13 protein-coding genes are annotated in these 20697 nt (G+C 70.4%); 3 read left to right on the forward strand and 10 right to left on the reverse strand.

What is annotated here, in order from left to right; translation table 11 throughout:
- Positions 1–88: 88 nt before the first annotated feature.
- The 7 genes from ACFQSB_RS10870 to ACFQSB_RS10900 all read right to left on the reverse strand — a co-directional run bounded on the left by ACFQSB_RS10870 (position 89) and on the right by ACFQSB_RS10900 (position 11279).
- On the reverse strand, positions 89–1489 hold the full coding sequence (locus ACFQSB_RS10870) for a CHAP domain-containing protein (protein WP_380825999.1): 1401 nt from the start codon (positions 1487–1489) through the stop codon (positions 89–91).
- A gap of 305 nt (positions 1490–1794) precedes the next feature.
- Positions 1795–3162 carry a hypothetical protein gene (locus tag ACFQSB_RS10875; protein ID WP_380826001.1) on the reverse strand — a complete coding sequence of 456 codons (1368 nt, stop codon included), beginning with the start codon at positions 3160–3162 and terminating at the stop codon, positions 1795–1797.
- Positions 3163–3252: 90 nt separating this feature from the next.
- Positions 3253–6579, reverse strand: a complete 3327-nt coding sequence (locus ACFQSB_RS10880; RefSeq protein WP_380826003.1) for an AfsR/SARP family transcriptional regulator — start codon at positions 6577–6579, stop codon at positions 3253–3255.
- 243 nt (positions 6580–6822) lie between these two features.
- Complete coding sequence (locus ACFQSB_RS10885) at positions 6823–7941, reverse strand: cellulose binding domain-containing protein (RefSeq protein WP_380826005.1); 1119 nt, start codon at positions 7939–7941, stop codon at positions 6823–6825.
- A gap of 171 nt (positions 7942–8112) precedes the next feature.
- Complete coding sequence (locus ACFQSB_RS10890) at positions 8113–9096, reverse strand: LuxR C-terminal-related transcriptional regulator (RefSeq protein ID WP_380826007.1); 984 nt, start codon at positions 9094–9096, stop codon at positions 8113–8115.
- 87 nt (positions 9097–9183) lie between these two features.
- Entirely contained in the window at positions 9184–9495 is a 312-nt protein-coding gene (locus ACFQSB_RS10895; protein WP_380826008.1) for a hypothetical protein, read from the reverse strand.
- Between the two features lie 107 nt (positions 9496–9602).
- Positions 9603–11279 carry a sodium:solute symporter family protein gene (locus tag ACFQSB_RS10900; RefSeq protein ID WP_380826009.1) on the reverse strand — a complete coding sequence of 559 codons (1677 nt, stop codon included), beginning with the start codon at positions 11277–11279 and terminating at the stop codon, positions 9603–9605.
- Between the two features lie 415 nt (positions 11280–11694).
- On the opposite strand from ACFQSB_RS10900, the gene ACFQSB_RS10905 reads away from it, so the two are divergent.
- The gene (locus ACFQSB_RS10905) at positions 11695–14886 is read left to right on the forward strand and encodes a cellulose binding domain-containing protein (RefSeq protein ID WP_380826011.1); all 3192 of its coding nucleotides are present in this window, start codon (positions 11695–11697) and stop codon (positions 14884–14886) included.
- A 192-nt stretch (positions 14887–15078) separates the two neighbouring features.
- Here ACFQSB_RS10905 and ACFQSB_RS10910 read toward each other — a convergent pair whose 3' ends face one another.
- Positions 15079–16197: a hypothetical protein gene (locus ACFQSB_RS10910; RefSeq protein ID WP_380826013.1), complete on the reverse strand. Its 1119-nt coding sequence runs from the start codon at positions 16195–16197 to the stop codon at positions 15079–15081.
- A 361-nt stretch (positions 16198–16558) separates the two neighbouring features.
- Between ACFQSB_RS10910 and ACFQSB_RS10915 the strand changes: the two genes are divergently transcribed.
- Positions 16559–16981 carry a TIGR02611 family protein gene (locus ACFQSB_RS10915; RefSeq protein ID WP_380826015.1) on the forward strand — a complete coding sequence of 141 codons (423 nt, stop codon included), beginning with the start codon at positions 16559–16561 and terminating at the stop codon, positions 16979–16981.
- Positions 16982–17020: 39 nt separating this feature from the next.
- Here ACFQSB_RS10915 and ACFQSB_RS10920 read toward each other — a convergent pair whose 3' ends face one another.
- Together ACFQSB_RS10920 and ACFQSB_RS10925 are read right to left on the reverse strand one after the other, a co-directional pair.
- Complete coding sequence (locus ACFQSB_RS10920; protein ID WP_380826017.1) at positions 17021–18442, reverse strand: DUF6297 family protein; 1422 nt, start codon at positions 18440–18442, stop codon at positions 17021–17023.
- Positions 18439–19080: an ABC transporter ATP-binding protein gene (locus tag ACFQSB_RS10925; protein ID WP_380826018.1), complete on the reverse strand. Its 642-nt coding sequence runs from the start codon at positions 19078–19080 to the stop codon at positions 18439–18441. The genes ACFQSB_RS10920 and ACFQSB_RS10925 overlap by 4 nt, the downstream gene beginning before the upstream one ends.
- Before the next feature lie 287 nt (positions 19081–19367).
- Between ACFQSB_RS10925 and ACFQSB_RS10930 the strand changes: the two genes are divergently transcribed.
- On the forward strand, positions 19368–20651 hold the full coding sequence (locus ACFQSB_RS10930) for a PucR family transcriptional regulator (RefSeq protein ID WP_380826019.1): 1284 nt from the start codon (positions 19368–19370) through the stop codon (positions 20649–20651).
- The last annotated feature ends 46 nt before the right edge of the window (positions 20652–20697 follow it).

The following is a 20697-nucleotide window of genomic DNA, read 5'->3' on the forward strand; positions in this document are numbered from 1 at the left end:
CTCGTTCTTGGTCTGATGGCAAGAGGGAAGTGCCCCTGTGCCGCCGAGTGGCCGGCGGCACAGGGGCCTGGATCAGAGAAGGCGGGGGTTATCGGACGATGCCTTGGGTGTCGGTGCCGTCGCCGTTCCAGTCGCCGATGACGGGGAGGTCGGCGGTGTTGCCGAAGGGGACGGGGCGGGTGGTTTCTGTGGCGCTGGTGACGGGGCTGGTGCGCAGGTAGAAGGTGTAGCCCATGCGGACGCCGACGTTGTCCTTTCCGTCGCCGTCCCAGTCGCCGGCGAAGGGGGTGGAGTAGTCGTTGCCGTATTTGAAGTGGTAGTCGGCGTCGCCGCTGGCGGGGTTGTTGGAGATGTAGAAGATGCCGGTGGCGGGGTCGTAGGCGCTGGGGGTGTCGGTGCCGTTGCCGTCCCAGTCGCCGACGACGGGGATCCAGTTGGTGTTGCCGTAGCCGTAGCTGGTGGTGGTTTCGGTGGTGCTGGTGATGGGGGTGGTGCGCAGGTAGAAGCTGTAGCCCATGCGGACGCCGATGTTGTCCTTTCCGTCGCCGTCCCAGTCTCCGACGATGGGGATGGAGTTTCGGTTGCCGTATTTGATGTTGTACTGGGATTGGCCGTTGGAGGGGTTGTTGGACAGGTGGAAGGTGGCGGTGGTGGGGTCGTAGGCGCTGGGGGTGTCGACGCCGTCGCCGTCCCAGTCGCCGATGATGGGGATCATCGGGCTGTTGCCGTACCTGATGACCGGCCGGGTGTTGGTGTTGGAATCGAAACTGTCGGACAGGGTGAAGTCCAGCACCCCGTAGTCGATCGGCTCGGGCTCGGGGTCAGGGGTGCTGTCGATGCCGAGCGGAGCGGAGTATCCGACGATGTCGCCGTCCGAGCGTGAGTAGCTGTTCTCCTTGACGCGGTCGCTGGCGTTGCCCTCGATGGTGTAGACGGTGCTCGAGGTCGCCGACTTGACGATGCCGACGTGGTTGATCTCGCCGTCCCGGTCCCAGTCGAAGACGACGGCGTCACCGGGCTGGGGCGTGTAGCCGCTCGACCGGGTGTGCCAGGTGCCGTACTTGGTCCCGTAGTTCTTGAAGGAGGCGGCCCAGCCTGTCAGCACGCCGCCGTCGGTCTCGGCGATGTCGGCGTTGCGCACGCCGGCGTTCTTCCACACGTACTTGGAGAAGTCGGCGCACCAGTCGCTGTCGCGCCACTGGACCCCGTCGGTCGAGGGGCACCCGGAGGAGGGCTTCCAGGAGCGGAAGTACCCGGTGTAGAAGTTGCAGCCGCTGCCCATCGGCGATTCGTGGTTGCGCGAGGAGTTGTTGAGCTGGCCCTGGGCGACCGACACGATCGTCGCGCGCGACGCGGCGGCGGCAGGGGAGGCCGTGGTCGTGATGAGCCCTGTTCCGAGCAGAGCCGTGGTGGCCAGCCCGCCGCCGAGCCGGCGCAGGAAGCGCGAGCGGGTCGTCGTGGTCCCGGTGCGGGGGGTGATCGAACTCATGGGAGTTCCTTTCCGGTAAGTCCTGCGGGTCTGCCGATCTCCGTGTGAGAGAAGGATCCGGGTGGGCGCTCCAACCTTGCTGTAAGTGCGCTGTAGCTTCCGGCGGCCGGCGTGCGAGGGGATTACAGCGTCGGCGCGCGGCGCACGGCGGGCGCCGGGCGCGGGGGAGTGCGAGGGCGGTGTGTCCGGCGACGCGGAACGCCCCTGTGCCGCCGTGTCGGTCACGGCGGCACAGGGGCGTGGGGTGGGGGGTGGGGGGACGGCGGGGCGTCCCGGCTGTGCACCGGGACGGGGCCGAAAAGGAGCTACCGGACGATGCCTTGGGTGTCGGTGCCGTCGCCGTTCCAGTCGCCGATGACGGGGAGGTCGGCGGTGTTGCCGAAGGGGACGGGGCGGGTGGTTTCTGTGGCGCTGGTGACGGGGCTGGTGCGCAGGTAGAAGGTGTAGCCCATGCGGACGCCGATGTTGGTCTTTCCGTCGCCGTCCCAGTCGCCGGCGAAGGGGGTGGAGTAGTCGTTGCCGTATTTGAAGTGGTAGTCGGCGTCGCCGCTGGCGGGGTTGTTGGAGATGTAGAAGATGCCGGTGGCGGGGTCGTAGGCGCTGGGGGTGTCGGTGCCGTTGCCGTCCCAGTCGCCGACGACGGGGATCCAGTTGGTGTTGCCGTAGCCGTAGCTGGTGGTGGTTTCGGTGGTGCTGGTGATGGGGGTGGTGCGCAGGTAGAAGCTGTAGCCCATGCGGACGCCGATGTTGTCCTTTCCGTCGCCGTCCCAGTCTCCGACGATGGGGATGGAGTTTCGGTTGCCGTATTTGATGTTGTACTGGGATTGGCCGTTGGAGGGGTTGTTGGACAGGTGGAAGGTGGCGGTGGTGGGGTCGTAGGCGCTGGGGGTGTCGACGCCGTCGCCGTCCCAGTCGCCGATGATGGGGATCATCGGGCTGTTGCCGTATCTGATGACCGGCCGGGTGTTGGTGTTGGAGTCGAAACTGTCGGACAGGGTGAAGTCCAGCACCCCGTAGTCGACCGGGTCCGGAGGCGCCTGGGAGGCCACGATGGCATCGACGATGATCTTCGCGTCGCCGGCCTGCGGCTGGTAGCGGTCCGGGTACGCCGACACCTGAACGGCCTGGCAGACCTCGCCGATCGGCGCGGTCAGCCACTTCTCGTCCGGGTACTTCGACTGCATCTTCTTGAGGAAGGCGTTGGTGGCCCAGTCCGGGTTCAGCCGCTCGGCCCTGGTCCCCCAGGAGGCCCGCTGCTGGAACAGCCCGAGGCTGTCGTGGTCGAGCTCCTCGCTGATGTTGTCGATGCTCGACTCGACGATCGTCGTGGTGATGGCGATGACGGCGGCCCTGAGGTTCAGCCCGCGGTCGCGCACGGCCTTGACCACCATCCGCGCGCAGGAGACGCGGTAGGCCGACATGTACCCCTTCATCTTGGCCTTCAGTGAGCCGTTGAGCTGCGTCGCGAGGGCGGAGTCGGTGGAGGTGGTGCCGTTCGCGTCGCACGCGGCGACGGCTCGGAGCGCGCCGACGTCACTGGCCTTCGCGCTGGGCGCCGGGGTGGGACCGGCCATGGCGGCGGGCGCGATCAGCAGGCTGCAGGTCAGCGCCATGGCGGTGATTCCGGCGAGCCGGAGGGCGCCACGGGCGGGACGCGAGGGGGATGCACTCATCGGATGCCTCATTTCGGGACAGATTCGATCTGGCTCCGAAAGAGTGCGACCGCGCGCTCCAATACCGCTGTAAATCCGTTGTAGGCCGCTCTACAGAACGACGTCCTCCTGCGCGGAACCGCTTCTCCGCCGCGGAGTGAGCTCCGCGTGTTCGCGGGAGCCGTACGCCCGGAAGATCTCGACCGCCTCCGTCCGCACGGTCTCGGCCGCCGCGTACTGTCCCAGCTCCTCGTGCAGCAGGGCCAGGTCACGCAGGGTCCGCGCGCGGAACAGAGGAAGGCCCAGCTCCTCCCACTGCCGCACCGACTCCTTCAGGCAGCTCTCCGCCTCCGGGAGGCGCCCGACGGCGAGGTGGAGCTCTCCCAGCGTGCGCAAGGTGATCGCCTCGCCCCACCGGTCGCGCAGGGCCCGCATGTCGGCGAGGATGCCGTCCAGCGCGGGCAGCGCCTCGTCGCACCTGCCCTGCCGGAGCCACGCCTTGGCGCGCGTGCGCAAGGCGTAGCACTCCAGCAGCCGCTCGCCCATGTCGCCGAAGATGTGCGCCGCCTGTTCGCTCAGCCGCTCCGCTTCGGCGTACTGTTCCCTGGCCAGGTGGTGCAGGGCCATGGTGCGCAGGGTCAGCGCCTCACCTCGCCGGCTGCCCGATCGTCTGTACAGCGTGAACGCGTCGTCCAGGTCGTTCCAGGCATGATCCAGGTCGCCCTGTTCCAGCCTGACCGACCCCGCCAGCCGCTGCACGTGGGCGAGAGCGGCCTCGTCACCCTGGTCGCGCCACATCCGCTGAGCGCTGTCGAGATAGTGAAGCGCCTCGGGCAGGTGCCCCTGTTCGCGGCAGACGACGCCCATGCCCGTGAGGATGGCGCACTCTCCCCGCAGGTCCCCGGCGGCGCGGAACATCGCGAGCGCCTTGCCGAAGTACTCCTTCGCCTCGGCGTAGCGGTCCTGCTCGTATCGCAGCTGGCCCAGCTCCGCGAGCAGCGTCGCCTGCCCGGCGGTGTTCCCCCTGCGCCGCGCGACGGCCAGGGCGGCGTCGTGCGTGCGGCTCCAGGCCGTGAACTGGTTCTCCACGGCGAAGGCGGAATGGCACAGCGCGGAGGCCAGTTCGACCGCGGCCTCGTCGAGGTCCAGCCCCGCCGCCAGTTCGACGCCGACGACCAGCGGCTCCTCCTCGATGCGGAACCACGTGTGGGGCGCCGCCAGGACGGCCCGCGCGGCCTGCGGATCGATGGGCACGGCGAGCCGGTAGGACTCGCGCACCGCGATCGTGCCCGACGGTTCGACGGCGCGCACCTTCGACAGCAGCCAGAGCCAGCCGCCGAGCACCCTGGTCACCGCGCCGACCCGCTCCGGTGGCGGGTCCTCGGCCTCGGCGCGCTCGCGGGCGAACAGCCGGATGAGATCGTGCAGCCGGTAGCGCACCTGGCCGATCGCGTCGACGCCCTCGACCTCGACCAGCGAGGCGTCCACCAGCTGTTCCAGTTCCCGCTCGGCCTCGTCGAGGCTCGACCCGGTGGCGGCCGCCGCGACCCAGGCGGGAAAGTGCGGAAGGCCGAGCAGGCCGAGGTACCGTAACGCCCTGCGGACCGAGCCGGTCAGCAGTTCGTAGCTCAGGGCGATGCCGGCGCGGACCTCCTGGTCGCCCACGGCGAGTTCGTCGAGCCGGCGCCGCTCATCGGCGAGGCGGTCGGCCATGAGTTTCACCGACCACTGCCGGCGCGAGGCGAGCCTGGCTCCGGCGATGCGGATGGCGAGGGGCAGGTACCCGCACTGCCGTACGATCATCCGCGACGGTCCGGGCTCCGCGGTGACGCGTTCGGCGCCGGCGACGTGGGAAAGCAGGGCGAGCGCCGCGTCGACGGTCAGCGTGCCGAGCTCCGTCGGCAGGGCGCCGGCGAGGCTCGGAAGCTTGTTGCGCGAGGTGATCAGCACGGCGCATCCCGCCGAGCCGGGCAGCAGCGGGCGGACCTGGCGTTCGGTGGCCGCGTCGTCGAGCACCACCAGCATGCGACGGCCGGAGAGCAGGCTGCGATAGCGGTTGACCCGCTCCTCCAGGGTCGGCGGAAGCTCCGGCGCGGGCGTGCCCAGTTCGCGCAGGAGGCGGCCCAGGACCTCTTCGGGCGTCGCCGGAAGCTCGGTGGTGCCGCGCAGCTCGGCGTAGAGCTGGCCGTCCGGGTAGCGCTCGGCGACGTCGTGGGCGACCCGTAACGCGAGGGTCGACTTGCCCGTGCCGCCGGCGCCGAGGATCACGCAGACCGGCATGGCGGACGGCCGGGTCAGAGCCGCCCGCAACAGGACCGTCTCCTCGGTCCGGCCGGTGAAGTCGGGGATGACGGGAGGCAGCTGGTACGGCCTGCCCCTCTCGGAAGCGCCCCTCTCGGGAGTGCCCCTCTCAGGAATGCCCCTCTCGAAGGTGCCTCTCTCGGGAGCGGCCCCTTCGGTGCCGGCCGCTTCGGGAGTGGCCCTCTCGGTACCGCTCCTTCCGGTCGGGAACCTTGCGATACCGGTGCTGCCGGTACCGGCCCGCTCGGGAGTGGCCCCGGCGGCATCGGACCTTCCGGGTCCGGCACCGTCGTGGCCGGGCCTGCCGGGCCTGCCGGGCGTTCCGCTCGCCGCCCCCGAGCCCGTGGGCGCGGAGGTCTCCGGCGGGCGCGTCCGGGAGCGGTGCCCGGGTGACAGGCGCGGATCCCCCCGCAGGATGCCCTCGTGCAACCGCCGCAGCTCGGGGCCGGGATCGATGCCGAGCTCCTCCGCGAGGACCTCCACGCCCTGCCGGTAGACCGCGAGCGCGTCCCCCCGCCGCCCGAGGTGGTTCAGGGTCGCCATGAGGTCATGGCGAAGGCGTTCGTGGGTGGGATGGCGTGCCACCAGGGCGGTCAGCTCTCCGATCACCTGCTCGTGCAGGCCGATCTCGAGGTCGGCGGCGATGCGCTCCTCGGTCACGGTGAGCCGCAGCTCGTCCAGGCGCCGGGCCTCGGCGAGCAGGAAGGAGTCGCCCATCCCGCCGAGGGCGGGACCGCGCCACAGCGCGAGGGCGGCGCGGAACCGCTCGGCCGCCTCCTCGTGCCGCCCCTCGGTGGCCGCGCGGCGTCCTTGGGCGACGAGCGTCTCGAACGCGGAACGGTCGACGGCGCCGGCGGGGACGTCGGCCAGGTAACCCGCCTGGTGGGACACGATGACGGGGGGCATGTCCGCGCGCTCGAACGATCGGCGCAGCGACGAGATGTAGGTCTGCAGCACCGCCCGGGCGGTCTCCGGGGGATCCGCGCCCCAGATGGCGTCGATGAGCCGTTCGGCCCCGACCACGTGGCCCTCGTCGATGAGCAGCGCGGTGAGCAGGGTTCGCGGCTTCGCCCCCCCGAGCGGCACCTGACGGCCACCGTTCCAGACCTCTATGGGACCGAGGAGCCGGAACTCCATGGATTCCTCCAGCGACGACCTCCCGGGGGCACCGAACACGTGAACCGTGGACGGCCTTCGTCCAACGCAACGGTTCGACACGATTGGGGAGTTCCCCCTGACCGTTACCCGCCTCGCGGTGGGAGCCAGCGTAGGTGATCCCGTACGTGACCGACAGGGCCGGCGATCTCGGCGACGGTGTCCACAGGGGGGCGGGGGTGGGCGGCCCGGGCGCTCAGGGGCCGTCCACCCTGCGTTCGGCGGTCAGGGGGAGGTGCAGGTGAGGGCCGAGGGGACGCTGTTGGCGCCCGTCCAGCTGCCGTTGAAGCCGAAGGTGGTCGAGGCGCCGGCGCCCAGGTCGCCGTTGTAGCTCGCGTTCCTGACCGTCACGGCGCCGCCGCTCTGGCTCACGGTTCCGTTCCACAGTTGGGTGACCGTCTGACCGTTGGCGAAGGTCCACCTCACCGTCCAGCCGCTGAGCGAAGTGGTGCCGTTGTTCCTGACGGTCACCTCCGCGCCGAAACCGCCCTGCCAGGAGTTGGTGACGCGGTAGGTGGCCGCGCAGCCGCCGGGCGGAGGGGGCGAGGGGGTGGTCGGCGCGGTCGGGGTCGGCGTGACCGGCGGCGACGGAGTGGTCGGCGGGGTGGGGGTCGGGGTGACGGGCGGCGTCGGGGTGGCGCCGTTGAGCAGGGCGGCCAGGGGCGGGTACCACTTGTTCGCCATCTTCTGGTCGCCGGTGGCGTTGGGGTGCACCCCGTCCCCGGTGTCGCTGGAGGTGCTGAACCCGGTCCACTGGTCGACGACCACGATCGGCGACTGGGTGGTGCTCTTGGACTGCGCCCACCCGGGGATGGCGGAGTTGAGCGCGACGACGCGCTGGGCGCACTCGGGGCAGGAGCCCGGGTTCATCGGGATGATCTGCGCGACGAGGATCTTCATGGTCGGGTTGCTCGCGCGCATCTGGTCGACCAGCTTGCCGTACGCGGCCAGGATCGTACTGGTCGCGCGGTTGCTCCACACGTCGTTGGTGCCGAAGTGCATCAGCACGACGTCGGGCCGGGTCGCCGAGAGCCAGCCGGGGAGCTGGTTCTGGTCGGCGACGGTGGTGACCAGCGCGCCGCCGTGGCCCTCGTTGTCGCCGTCGTAGCTCACGCCGCATCCCTGGGGCGGCAGGGTGCCCACCATGTCCACGCTGTAGCCGCCCTGCACCAGCTTGTTGTACAGCAGGGCGCGCCAGCAGCCGGGGGAGCCGGTGATGGAGTCGCCCAGCGGCATTATCCGCACGGTGGCGGCGCGGGCCGGCGGCACGAGCGCGAGCGCCGTGTACGCCAGGACCCCGATCATCGCCGCCATGATCGCCAGGAGTGCGCGTCTGGTCGCCATGCTCCACCTCCGCCTCGTCCGCGTGGCGATGGTACGGAGGCGGCGTCCCCGCTAGGAAGGAGGTGGCCTGCTTAACCGGTTCGACCTGCGATGACATGGCGCCCGGCGGTGAAAGTTACAAAGGACGGGCCCTGGCTCGCGATGGCGTTCCCTCACTGGGGACGGTCGCCGTCACAGCCAGCGTTCGCGGGCGGCGTGCCAGGCCAGTTGCATGCGGGTCTGGACGCCGGCCGCCTCCATGATGCCCGAGACGCGCCGCTGGACGGTGCGCTGGCTGATGCCGAGCTGGCTGGCGATCGACTTGTCGGGCACGCCCGCCACCAGCAGCGACAGCAGGTAGAGGTCGTCGGGGTCGAGAGGGCAGGGCGCCGTCTCGGCCTCCAGCGACAGGGCGCCGCCGTCCATGACGCTCAACGGCGTCGCGCGGTCCCACTGGCTCTCGAACAGGGCGAGCAGCGCGTCGAGCAGGGTGCCGCCGCGGATCAGCGCCGCGGTGGGCTCGGACAGGCCCGGCCGCTGGACGAGCGTGAGCAGGCCGATGCGGCGGTCGGCGACGGTCAGCCGCACGGGGAGCCGCGGGATGGCGCGGGACCGCTCGCCCAGCTTGATCGCCTGGGCGACGTCGGCTTGCATGCCGGGCTCCTCCAGCAGCGCGCGTTCGTAGATGACGCGGTAGGTCACGCCGCGGGCGAGCGCGGACGGCTCGGCGTCGTTCTGGGCGGCGGTCATCGCGACCGGGCCGGCCAGGCAGAAGCCCAGGATCTCCTCCCGGGCGTTGTCCTGCATGTGCAGCAGGTGCTCGCGCATCGCGGCCCGGTTGGGCAGCACCTCGATGAGCTGGGCGGCGTCCCTGCGGCGGACGTTGGCGCGGTACTCCTCCGACAGTTCCTCCAGGGAGCGGCGCGCCCAGTCCAGCGACTGCTGGCGCCGCAGCAGCGACGCGCCGAGCGCGATGTCGGGCGCGACGGCGGCGAACCGTCCGGGGGAGACCTCCCGGACCAGGCCCTTGGCGGCCATCGACCGCAGCGCGTCTCCCACCTGTTCGGGTCCGAGCCGGGTGTGCCGCCCGAGTTCCCCGACCTCCGCCTCGGCGGCCGAGACCAGCAGCCGATACGTCAGTTCCTCCACGGAGTTCAGCCCAACCGGCTCCAGCATGTCCCCATCATGACACCCGAAATAGGGATATTCGGCCACATGCAACCTCACTTTGCCGCGTTCCGGCAGGTGAGGGCCGCGTCCGGACTACGGCGCGCTCCGCTCGCCGGGCTCGTTCTCAGCCTCCGTCCCGGTGTCCTCGACGTCCTGTGCGGCGGAAGGATCGGGCGCGTCGACCGGGCGCAGCCGCTCCCACACCAGGAAGACGGCGCCGACGATGATCATGCCCACGCCCGTCCAGAGGTTGATGCGGATTCCCTCGGCCTTGCGCACCGCCTCCGCACCGTCCAGCAGTCCGACGACGGTGAGGATGGCGCCGTAGATGAGGAACAGGCCGCCGATGATGCGGCGGATGTCGAAGAGCCGGGCGACGCGCTTGCGGTCGCTCTCGTCGTTCACAGCAGGTCTCCGATCGGGGACGAAACGGTCGTCTGCCCGGCCGTCGCCGGGATGGTGGTCGGGCGGTCCGGTGGCGGAGCAGCGGATCGGTTCGGCAACGGCATGGGTCAGATGAACGGGATGTAGAGGGCGGCGCCCAGGATCACCGCGCCGATGCCCAGCACCACCGGCGAGCGGTACCAGGCCGTGTCACCGGCCAGCGCGTCGTCGGCGATCGAGGCGTCGCTGAGCCCGTACACCAGGCCGCGCAGCTCGCTCTCGGGCTTGGGGGTGGTGAGCAGCGTGACCACGATCGAGACCACCGCGTCCACCACGAACGCGGTGCCGGCGCCCCAGAAGGTGGCGTTCAACTCGGTGCCGAAGTCCAGCACGCCCGCCTTGAACAGGATGTAGGACGCGAAGGCGGCGAGCGTGCCGGTCAGCAGGCCCCAGAAACCGGCCCACGCGGTCATCCGCTTCCAGAACAGCCCGATGATGAAGGTCGCGAACAGCGGCGCGTTGAAGAAGGAGAACAGCGTCTGCAGGTAGTTCATGATGTTGCTGAACCCGGCCGCGATCAGCGCGGTGCCGATGCCGAGCACGACGCCGCCCACGGTGGCCAGGCGCCCGAGCTTGAGGTAGTACTCATCGGGCTTGTCCTTCTTCACGTGCGAGCGCCAGATGTCGTAGGTGAAGACGGTGTTGAAGCCGCTGATGTTGGCCGCCATGCCGGCCATGAACGAGGCCAGCAGGCCGGTGACCGCGATGCCGAGCACGCCGTTCGGCAGCAGGTCGCCCATCAGGAGCGGGATCGCGTAGTTGTACTGCGGGCCGCCGGGCTTGCCGAGATCGCTGAACAGCACCAGCGCCACCAGGCCGGGGATGACGGTCACGGCCGGGATCATCAGCTTGGGGTAGGCCGCGACGATCGGGGTGAGCCGCGCCGCCCGCGTGTTGCGCGCCGACAGCCCGCGCTGCACCTCGGCGAAGTTCGTCGTCCAGTAGCCGAACGACAGCACGAAACCGAGGCCGAGGACGATGCCGATCCAGTGCGCCCCGAGCGGGTTGGCGTCGGCCGACCCGGTGTTCGCCCAGGCGTGCAGACCGGGTTCGCCCAGCGCCGACCGCCGCACCTTGTCCGCCAGCCCGGAGAAGCCGCCCACCTTGATCAGGCCGAGGACGGTGACCGGGATGAGGCCGGCGAGGATGACGAAGAACTGCATGACCTCGTTGTAGATGGCCGACGACAGTCCGCCCAGCACGACGTAGGCGAGCACGATGGCCGCCGAGACCACGATCGACAGCATCAGCGGCCAGCCGAGCAGCGCGCCCATCACCAGCGCGAGCGCGTACAGGTTGATCCCCGCGATGAGGATCTGCGCCACGGCGAAGGTGATCGCGTTGAGCAGCTGCGTCTGGCCGTTGAAGCGGCGGCGCAGGAAGTCCGGAACGCTGTGCACCTTCGACCGGTAGTAGAACGGCATCATCACGATGCCGAGGAACACCATCGCCGGGACGGCGCCGATCCAGTAGTAGTGCACGGTGGCGACGCCGTACTGCACGCCGTTGGCGGCCATGCCCAGGATCTCGGTGGCGCCGAGGTTGGCCGACAGGAATGCCAGGCCGGTGATCCAGGCGGGGAGGGACCTGCCGGACAGGAAGAAGTCCAGGCTGGTCTTGATGGCCCGGCGCGCGGCGAAGCCGATGCCGAGGACGGTGACGAAGTACAGCGCGAGGATGAGGTAGTCAAGAGGGTTGACGTCCAGCCGCAGATCCTGCGCCGCGAGAGTCAGGTGATGAGGCACCATCGCCCGTTACCCGGAAATTTCATGGTTTCACCTGCTGCTTCGTGCCACTTGTGAGATCCGCCGGTGGCCGTGCCTTTGCCGCACCCCGGTCATCCCCGGTCGTCCCCTGGGCCTGCCTCCGCCAGGCGTGCGAGTTCCGTCCCCGTCGGCCGGCGGGGTCGCCGCCGGCCGCTTTCCCGCCCCGCCGCCGAGGGTTCCCGCCGGGCCGGCGCACGCCCGCGCCTGCCGGAGAATGTTTGAGCGCCAAACTATTGACGCCCTGGCACGGGTTGTGTGAACCTTCGGCGGAGGCTGTCAGGAGCCTCATCGGTACCATGCACGCTGGAGGTCGACGGTCAGGGTCCCACCTGATCGTGCATGGCGGTAGACCGCGTTCTCGAAGCGTTTCGAGGCGATCCGAAGGGAACCGTTCATGCGCAAGAAGCTCCTCAGCATGCTCGCGATGGCGCTCGCCGCCAGCTTCCTCGCGGGTGTGCAGGCGCCGCCGTCGGCGGCCGCCGCCTCCGAGCCCTACACCTTCAAGAACGTCCAGATCGGTGGCGGCGGGTTCGTCCCCGGCATCGTCTTCAACCAGAGCCAGAAGGACCTGATCTACGCGCGCACCGACATCGGCGGCGCCTACCGGTGGAACGCGTCGTCCCAGACGTGGACCCCGCTGCTCGACTGGGTCGGGTTCGACAACTGGGGCTACAACGGCGTGGTCAGCATCGCCACCGACGCCGTGGACCCCAACAAGGTCTACGCCGCCGCCGGCATGTACACCAACTCCTGGGACCCCAACAACGGCGCCATCCTGCGCTCCAGCGACAAGGGCGCCACCTGGCAGGCTTCGCCGCTGCCGTTCAAGCTGGGCGGCAACATGCCCGGCCGCGGCATGGGAGAGCGGCTGGCCATCGACCCCAACAAGAACAGCGTCCTGTACTTCGGGGCGCCGAGCGGGAACGGCCTGTGGCGCAGCACCGACTCCGGGGCCACCTGGGCCAAGGTGACCAACTTCCCCAACGCCGGCAACTATGTGGCCAGCCCCGGTGACGCCTACAACGGCGACAACCAGGGCGTCGTGTGGGTGACCTTCGACAAGCGCACCGGCAGCTCGGGCAGCGCGACCCAGACCATCTACGTCGGGGTCGCCGACAAGAGCAACACCGTCTACCGCACCACCAACGGCGGGACGAGCTGGGAGCGGGTCTCCGGCCAGCCGACCGGCTACATCGCGCACAAGGGTGTGCTGGACACGACCAACGGCTATCTCTACATCGCCACGAGCGACACCGGCGGACCGTACGACGGGGCCAAGGGCGAGGTGTGGCGGTACACGACCGCCACGGGGGCGTGGACCCAGATCAGCCCCATTCCGTCCAGCAGCTCCGACGACTACTTCGGCTACAGCGGCCTGTCGGTCGACCGCCAGCACCCGGGCACGCTGATGGTGGCCACGCAGGTCTCCTGGTGGCCGGACGTGATCTTCTTCCGCAGCACCGACTCGGGCGCCACCTGGACGCGCGTGTGGGACTTCACCAGCTATCCCGACCGCTCGTTCCGCTACAAGATGGACATCTCCGCCACGCCGTGGCTGACCTTCGGCACCAACCCGGCCCCGCCCGAGGTCACCCCCAAGCTGGGATGGATGACCGAGTCGCTGGAGATCGACCCGTTCAACTCCGACCGCATGATGTACGGCACGGGCGCGACCATCTACGGCACCACCGACCTCACCAAGTGGGACACCGGCGGGCAGTTCACCATCAAGCCCACGGTCATCGGGCTGGAGGAGACCGCGGTGCTGGACCTGATCAGCCCGCCGTCCGGCGCGCCCCTGGTCAGCGGCCTCGGCGACATCGGCGGGTTCCGGCACACCGACCTGACCAAGGTCCCGTCGATGATGTTCACCCAGCCCGTCTTCACCAGCACCAGGAGCCTCGACTACGCCGAGACCAACCCGAGCATCATGGTGAGGGCCGGCGATTTCACCGACTCCGACCGGCCCAACGACAGCCACGTGGCCTTCTCCACCGACGGCGGGGCCAACTGGTTCCAGGGCACCGAACCCGGCGGCGTCAACAACGGCGGCACGGTCGCGGCGGCCGCCGACGGCAGCCGGTTCGTCTGGGCGCCCGGTGACTCCGGTCAGCCGGTCGTCTACTCCGTCGGCTACGGCAACAGCTGGAGCCAGTCCTCCGGCGCGCCGGCCAACGCGGTCGTCGAGTCCGACCGGGTCAACAAGAACAAGTTCTACGCCTTCGCCAACGGCGGCTTCTACGTGAGCACCAACGGCGGCGCCGCCTTCACCAGGACCGCGGCCAGTGGCCTGCCTTCCACGGGCGTCAAGTTCAAGGCGCTGCCCGGCACGGAGGGCGACATCTGGCTGGCCGGCGGCACCGGGGGCCTGTGGCACTCCACCGACTCCGGCGCCTCCTTCACCAAGGTGAGCGGCGTGACCGAGGCGACCAACATCGGCTTCGGCAAGGCGGCGCCCGGGAAGACCTACCAGGCGCTCTACCTCGCCGGACGCGTGGACGGCGTCTACGGCGTCTACCGGTCCGACGACACCGCCGGCACCTGGATCCGCGTCAATGACGACCAGCACCAGTACGGCAACATCGGCGAGGCCCTGACCGGCGACCCCCGCGTCTACGGCCGCGTCTACATCGGCACCAACGGCCGCGGCATCATCTACGGCGACCGCGACGGCAGCAGCACCCCTGACACCACCGCTCCGTCGAAGCCGGGGACGCCGACGGCGTCGGCGGTGACCTCGTCTGGGGCGACGTTGTCGTGGACGGCGTCGACCGACAACGTCGGGGTGAGCGGGTATGACGTGTACCGGGAGGCGGGGACGACGGATGTGAAGGTGGGGACGGCGACGAGCAATACCTTCACGCTGTCCGGCCTGAGCGCGAGCACGTCCTACACCTTCTACGTGGTGGCGCGTGACGCGGCGGGCAACAGTTCCACCGCTTCCAGCCCGGTCACCTTCACCACCACCTCCGGCGGCACCACCGACACGACGGCTCCGTCGAAGCCGGGGACGCCGACGGCGTCGGCGGTGACCTCGTCTGGGGCGACGTTGTCGTGGACGGCGTCGACCGACAACGTCGGGGTGAGCGGGTATGACGTGTACCGGGAGGCGGGGACGACGGATGTGAAGGTGGGGACGGCGACGAGCAATACCTTCACGCTGTCCGGCCTGAGCGCGAGCACGTCCTACACCTTCTACGTGGTGGCGCGTGACGCGGCGGGCAACAGTTCCACCGCTTCCAGCCCGGTCACCTTCACCACCACCTCCGGCGGCGGCAACAGTGGCTGCACGGCGACCTACGCGGTCACCAACTCCTGGCCGGGCGGCTTCCAGGGCGAGGTCACCGTCAAGAACACCGGCACCGCCGCCATCACCGGCTGGACGGTGAAGTGGGCCTTCGCCAACGGCCAGACCATCACCCAGCTCTGGAACGGCACCCTCACCCAGAGCGGCGCCAACGTCACGGTGAAGAACGTCTCCTACAACGGCAACCTCGCGGCGGGCGCCTCCACCACCTTCGGCTTCGGCGCCTCCTCCACGGGCACCAACGCCGTCCCGTCGCCGGTCACCTGCACCGCCGGCTGACCTCGGCCACCGGCCCGGCGGACACCCGCCGCCGGGCCCATCGGCGACACCGGCTCGACGGGCCACCCGCGCCGCCGACCGGCCGAGACCCGGCCGGTCGGCGTGGTGACGGACGCGGGCCCGGCGCCCTCCAGGCGCCGGGCCCGCTTCGCCGTCCGTGGAGATCGGTACGCGGAGGTCGGTACGTCGAGGTCAGTACGCCGAGACGTAGGTGACCATCGAGGCGCTCTCCACCGGCCTGCCGCCCTCGTAGCAGGCGACGTCGCGCACCGTCACCTCGTTGCCGTAGGTCGCCCAGCGCGCGAGGAGGTTGCAGAAAGCGGGCCCTCGCCCGTACGCGGTGACCTGGACGTCGTCGGGGAGCACGCCGACCTTGTGGAAGGTCACCAGGCGCAGCCCGAACCCGGCGGTCTGGATCTCGTTGAAGGACCCCACCGAGTTGAAGGTGACACCGGCCGGCACCGGCGTGTACGGACCGGGGTTGGCCGGGTCGTTGTCGAAGGTGTAGGCGAAGTTCTTGGGCGGGATCGCCCCGCCGGTGACGGCGCGTTCGTTGTGGTAGGTCAGCGTCCAGCCGGTGTTGAGCGGGGCGTCCACCGCGTCGAAGCAGCGCACCGAGATCTTCTGCCCGCTCGACGACGGCGACCACGTGCTCACCTTGCAGTGGGCCGGCACGCTGGAGTCGACCGCGGTCACCTGGATGTTCCCCGAGGCGCGCGCGGGGCCGAGCCCGTTCAACATGACCGTCCACACGCCCGGCGACAGCGACGGCACGACGGTGTTGGCGCTGCCCGTGGAGTTGTAGGAGGCGGCGAGGCCCGAGCCGTCCCAGTACAGATAGCCCAGCGCCGCCGGCGACGGCAGGGGCCCGGTGCTGGAGGCGTAGGTGATGGCGAACGGCGTGAACACCGGCCTGCCGCCGTAGGTGTAGCACCGCACCGCCACGATCTCGTCGGTGCCCACCGCCCCGTACTTCTCGATCTGGCACCACACGGCGGTCTGGGCCATCGCGGTGACGTGGGCGACGCCGGGATCGACGCGGGAGGGGGAGACGCCGATGCCGGGGAACCGCACGAACACCTCGCCGATCACACCGGGACTGACCGTGACGGTCGATCCGGCGGACCAGCTTCCCGCCTGGTGGGTCGGATCGGGGATTCCCGAGGTGGTGTCCACGAAGGCGAAACCCCACTTGTCGGGGACCGCGGCCTGCGCGCCGGTGGCCGCCGCGGTGAGCCCGCCCGTGAGCGTGGCGGTGAGCATGGCGGTGATGCACAGTAATCGGGCGAGAACCTTCCGTGGTCGACGCATGTCGTCCTCCGTTCACTCCAGAGCCGGCGGATCAAGAACGCGGCGCCGGCGGCCCCGGCGCGGGTGATCGGAACGGCGCGTGGAAATCACACCGTGTCCAGCGCTCTTGATAACCCGGCCGCCCCTCGTTGAGAAGACCCAACATCGGTGGTGGCGAGGCCCGTCTCGGGGTAGGGGGACATCGGCCGGTCCTTGTCGGAGGCGACCGGCCGACCGAAAACCGGCGAGGCCGCCGGGGTGGGTTCAGGGTCGTCTCCGCCTGGAGGCGGACCACGAGTTCGACCTGCGGATGAGGCAGGTGGCGGAGCATCGCCCCTATTCTGGACACGGATACGGGGTCGGACAGGGGGTAGAAGTGGCCGTGACCGACGACAGGCGCGGCGACGCCACGAAGAACGCCCGCCGTGAAGGTTTCAAGGGCCGGCTGGACGACGTGCGCTCCACCCGCACCGGCCGCCTCACGTTGAAGATCGTCGTCGGTGTGGTGGGGGCCGCGCTGGTGATCGGCGGCCTGCTGCTGGTGCCGCTGCCGGGCCCGGGGTGGCTGATCGTCTTCGCCGGCCTGGCCGTGCTCGCCACCGAGTTCGAGTGGGCCCACCGGCTGCTGCAGTTCGCCAAGCGCACCCTGGAGAGCTGGACCGCCTGGCTCAAACGGCAGAACTGGCCGGTCCGCATCCTGGTCGGCGCCGTGACGCTCGCGACCGCCGCCGTCATCGTCTGGGCCATGCTCAAACTCAGCCTCGGCATCGACCTGATCCAACAGGCCCGCCAGTTCGTCACCTGACCTGGACGCCCGAAGGCCCCGGCCTCGGGCGTCATCTCGTCATCCGCTCAGTGCCGTCTGCAGGAGCGACAGCCCGGCCAGCAGCGCCGGGCCGCGAAGAAGCTGCAATATCAGGCCGAGCGGCGTCGGGCCGAACAGTCCGACGTCCACCATCGGGCTCGCGTAGTCCAGCGGCGGCCGGGTCGCCACCCGGTACGTCACGATCACGGCGCCCACGGCGGACACCGTCGCGGTGAGAACGGACACACCGGGAACCAGCGCCACCGTCACCCCCGACCACAGCAGCGCCCCCGCCGCCGGCACCACCAGATGCGCGAGTGTGAGCGACCGGTCCGAGCCGCCCAGGGCCCGGCGGATCGCGGGTGAGCGGGAGATGATCCGGAGCCCGCCGGCGAGTCTGTCCACCGCCAGGAACGCGGTCACCGTGTGCAGGGCCGGCAGGAAAGCGGTCAACCCGACCACATGCCCGCCATAAGGTACGCAGATCAGCGCGGCCCAGATGAACAGGCCGGTCGGCATGCGCCGCACCCGTGCCAGGTCGGTCCGCACCAGAGCGACAAGACGATTTCCGCTGATGCGTGCGGGCCGGACCAGCGCGATCGTCCGCGCACGCCGTTCCAGAACGATCGCCCAGAACAAGGTGACGTCGAGCGAGAGAACGGAAACCTGGGTCGCCATGGCGAGTTCGCTGCCGGAGGAGAGCATTCCCCGGGTCATGAGGCCCAGGCTTCGCCGGGCGAGACGAACCGCGATGACGGCTACGACCAGAGAGGCGACCGCGCAGACGGCGTACCCCGCCGTGCCGGCCTCCTCCAGGTCCGCCAGCGGGTAGCCGGGCCGTAGGACCAGGATCGCCGCCGCGACGCCGGTGAGCGCGTACGCCATGACGCTCAGCCCCCGCTGGACGGCGCGCGCCGACCGGTGTCCCGCCTGCACCAGTACGCAGAGGCACGTCACGACGGCGCCGAACGCCGCCCACGGCGTGAACCACGGCACGAGCGGAACCGAGAGGCGGGTCACCGCGAGGAAGGCGTATCCGAGCGCGGCGGAGACGGCCGAGCCGATCGCCAGGGCGACGGACAGATGGCTGCTGAGCAGGGCGCCTCTGTCGACCGGAGTGCTGAGCAGCCACGTGCGCGCCGAGGCGCTCGCCTGCAGCGGGCCGAACGCCAGGAGCGCCTTGGCGAGCAGCACCACGCATAAGATCGCCAGGAGCGCGGCGGTGAGCTGCGTCACCGATGTTCTGACCGACTCCGGTGGCGCGCCGCCCCGCTCGACCCGCTCCAACCCCGAGCTCACCACCTCGACGATCAGAGCACCGAGGACCACGAGATAGAGACCGCGCTCAAGCAGTGAGGACAGCGTGTACGCGAGGGGACGCCGCGGTCTTCCGGACCGCCTCCTGCCGCGCAGGTCTCTGGCCTTCGGAACGCGTCCCGGGGCGTCGTCGACGACCGTCACGCCACCACCTCGATCGTGCGGTCGGCCGCCGCGCCGACCAGTTCACGATCGTGGGAGGTGAAGAGTATCGCCACGCCGGCCGCCTTCTCCGCCTGGAGTCGGTCGGCCAGCCAGGCCCGCCCCTTCGCGTCCAGCCGCTGCTCCGGCTCGTCGAGAAGGAGGAGCCGGCGGGGGCGCACGAGGCAGGAGGCGAGACCGAGCCGGTGGCGCTGGCCGCTGGACAAGGTGACCGGAAGCTGGTTCGCCGCAGCGTGCAGATCGAGTTCTCGCAGCACCGACGCGACCACCCGGTCCGGGTCCTCCATGCCGTGCGCCCATGAGTACAGCGTGAGGTGATCGATGACCGACAGGTCCGGGAAGTACTCGGCGTCGTCGAGAAGGCAGGCCATCGCGGCACGAGTGGCCGATTCCGATTCGCGAAGTCTCGCGCCATCCAGCTCGATCACACCGTCGTCGGCGTCCTCGACTCCCGCGACGCACTTGAGCAGAGTGGTCTTTCCGGAACCGTTGGGACCGACCACCGCCACCGCCTCACCGGAACGCAGCGAGAAGCCGATGTCGCGCAGCACGGGCACCTGCGAATAGGACTTGGTCAGACCCGACACGTACAGCAGATCCGGACCGGCCGATGTGCTCATTACGGGATGACACCCCTCGGTCGTCCTTGGATCAGACGGCGAGCGCCGCCCTGCTGGGGTCCATCATCGGCCCGGAGCGGGCCGGCTCGTGGTGGATTGTCACCGGGGTGCGAACTCGACCTATGAGAAATACGCACAGAAGCATAGGAACGCGGTGAAAATGGAGTAACGTCCGCATTTGGAGATCTTGCCCGGACCCGAGGGGTGAAGGTGAGCGCTGTCCAGAGGCGGATCCGGCCCTCGTTCCATCGAGGAGCCGCGCGGGTGAGCGCCGCCCGGAGGCGCGGGTGAGCGCCTTCGCCGCCCCGGCGCCGCCGCGGATGCCCGGCGCGTTCGCCGACGTCATCCGCGACCATCTCCCCGAACTGGCCGAGGAGATGCTGGGTGAGATCCAGGCCAGCGTGCCCGAGTACTCCCGGCCCGGCGACCAGACCTACGTCACGGCCGTGCGGCGCGCGGTGGAGGAGGCCCTGCGGCTGTTCCTCGCCAGAGGCTCCGGCCCCGGCGACGGCTCCGGCCCGGGCCGGGTGGCCGAGGTCTTCCGCGCGATCGGCAAGGGCGAGGCGAACGAGGGCCGGCCGCTGGACTCCCTCCAGGCGGCCCTGCGCATCTGCGCCCGCGTGGCATGGCGCCGTCTGGCGCTGTCGTCGGAGACGCCGAGCCTTTCACGGGAGGGCCTGTGCGCGGCCGGCGAGGCGATTCTGGTCTACCTGGACGAGATCGCGGCGGCGGCCGCCGAGGGGTACGCGCAGGCACAGATCAGGGTCGCCGGAGAACTGGAGCTGCGCCGGCGACGCCTGCTCGACCTGCTGGTCTCCGATCCTCCGGCCGACCCGCGCGCCGTCGACGATCTGGCCAGGGCGGTGGGCTGGCCGGTGCCCAGGATCGTCACCGGGGTCGCCCTGGCCCCCAGGGCGGCGGGCCACGGACATCGATCGGCGGCTCCCACGGGACGCGACGGCGTCGGGGCCGCGGCGGGGGCGATCGGGGGGCTGCCGGTGAGGCCCGCGCTGCCGCCCGACGTGCTTTTCGATCTCGACCGATCCGACCCGTTCCTCCTCGTGCCGGACCCCGATGGGCCGGGCCGCACCGCCATGCTGGACGGCGGCCTGCGGGACTGGACGGTCGTCATCGGCCCGCCGGTGCCGGTGCGGGAGGCGGCGCAGTCGCTGCGGCTGGCCCGCGAGGCGCTGGACCTGGTGCGCCGCGGCGTGCTGCCGTCCGCCCAGGTGGTCCGCTGCGCCGACCACCTGGCCACGCTGATCATCCTCAAGGACGAGGCGCTGGTCAGGGTCATGCGCCGCACGCGGCTGGCCCCGCTGCGCGTGCTGCGCCCGGCTCAGCGCGACCGCGTCGCCGAGACGCTGCTGGCGTGGCTGCAGTGCGGCCACAACGCCAACGAGGTGGCGGCCCGCCTGCACGTGCATCCGCAGACCGTGCGCTACCGCCTGCGGCAGGCCACCGAACTCTTCAGCGACCAGCTCACCTCTCCCGACGACCGTTTCGAGCTGGAAATAGCGTTGCGCGCCCGGGCCCTGGCCGCGCCGTCCACATCGCAAGCCATGCGCTGAGACCCGGGGAGAACGCGGCCGGAAAAACGCGTCCGGGGCATGTGGT

The sequence above is a fragment of the Sphaerisporangium rhizosphaerae genome (assembly GCF_042665155.1).
In the GTDB taxonomy this organism is placed as follows: domain Bacteria; phylum Actinomycetota; class Actinomycetes; order Streptosporangiales; family Streptosporangiaceae; genus Sphaerisporangium; species Sphaerisporangium rhizosphaerae.

Bases quoted from the DNA above. Each gene is read 5' to 3' on its own strand.
- ACFQSB_RS10925 (WP_380826018.1), bottom strand. From the start codon at position 19,080: ATGAGCACATCGGCCGGTCCGGATCTGCTGTACGTGTCGGGTCTGACC.
- ACFQSB_RS10870 (WP_380825999.1), bottom strand. From the start codon at position 1,489: ATGAGTTCGATCACCCCCCGCACCGGGACCACGACGACCCGCTCGCGC.
- ACFQSB_RS10875 (WP_380826001.1), bottom strand. From the start codon at position 3,162: ATGAGTGCATCCCCCTCGCGTCCCGCCCGTGGCGCCCTCCGGCTCGCC.
- ACFQSB_RS10885 (WP_380826005.1), bottom strand. From the start codon at position 7,941: ATGGCGACCAGACGCGCACTCCTGGCGATCATGGCGGCGATGATCGGG.
- ACFQSB_RS10905 (WP_380826011.1), top strand. From the start codon at position 11,695: ATGCGCAAGAAGCTCCTCAGCATGCTCGCGATGGCGCTCGCCGCCAGC.
- ACFQSB_RS10910 (WP_380826013.1), bottom strand. From the start codon at position 16,197: ATGCGTCGACCACGGAAGGTTCTCGCCCGATTACTGTGCATCACCGCC.
- ACFQSB_RS10880 (WP_380826003.1), bottom strand. From the start codon at position 6,579: ATGGAGTTCCGGCTCCTCGGTCCCATAGAGGTCTGGAACGGTGGCCGT.
- ACFQSB_RS10890 (WP_380826007.1), bottom strand. From the start codon at position 9,096: ATGCTGGAGCCGGTTGGGCTGAACTCCGTGGAGGAACTGACGTATCGG.